This window comes from Vibrio sp. 1069 (assembly GCF_033340555.1).
The window spans coordinates 1-678 of the sequence record NZ_JAWOWP010000427.1; the positions used below are offsets into that span (position 1 = coordinate 1).

Genomic DNA, 678 nt, shown 5'->3' on the forward strand with positions numbered 1-678 from the left:
ACTGTAATATTGAATCGCTTTATTCCAGTTTGCTCTTAGTGCCAGAATTTCCGCGCGAGCTGCAAGCTCTTCATCACTACGTCCAAGGGCATGATAGCCTTTCGATAATAGCTGCCAGCCATTACTATCTTCTGGGTTATCGTGTGTATAACGCTGAAGCGTACGCACCGCTTGATCATTTTGGTTTGCTTCAAGCAACGCGTTGGCGTAGTTAATGGTTAATACTTTGTTTTGAGGATTACGCTTTAGCGCACTATTTAGCAACTCAACGGCTTTTTGTGGCTGTTTTTTCTCGATGTATAGATCGGTCATTGCATCTAAATAGAATGGGTTGCCCGGATCTTGCGCTAACAGCTTTTTCAAAATCGGTTCTGCTTGTGATAAGCGTTTGTTGTCCAGATGAACCAGCGCTCGGCCGTAATCAAATGACGGCATGATGTCCGCTGAAGTTTTCTTTTGAGTACGCTCAAACCAACCTAGTGCGGCTTGTCCGTCGATACCGGCATATCGCGCGACAATGCGTGCGCGCGCCAAATGGTAATCGATAGAGGGTGCAATGCGCATTGGAGGATAGGCTTGTGCACGTTGACGGCTATCTGCTACACGGTCTTCTGGAAAAGGGTGCGTCAGTAGCATTGGTGGCGGTTTACTCGCGTAGCGGTACTCATCAGCTAAACG

The 678-nt window shown here is 47.5% G+C and carries 1 protein-coding gene; it reads right to left on the reverse strand.

Features of this window, described 5'->3' with window-relative positions; genetic code table 11:
- Nucleotides 1–678 (reverse strand): tetratricopeptide repeat protein (locus R7040_RS26930; RefSeq protein ID WP_318097667.1); only part of this gene is annotated, 678 nt, incomplete at both ends.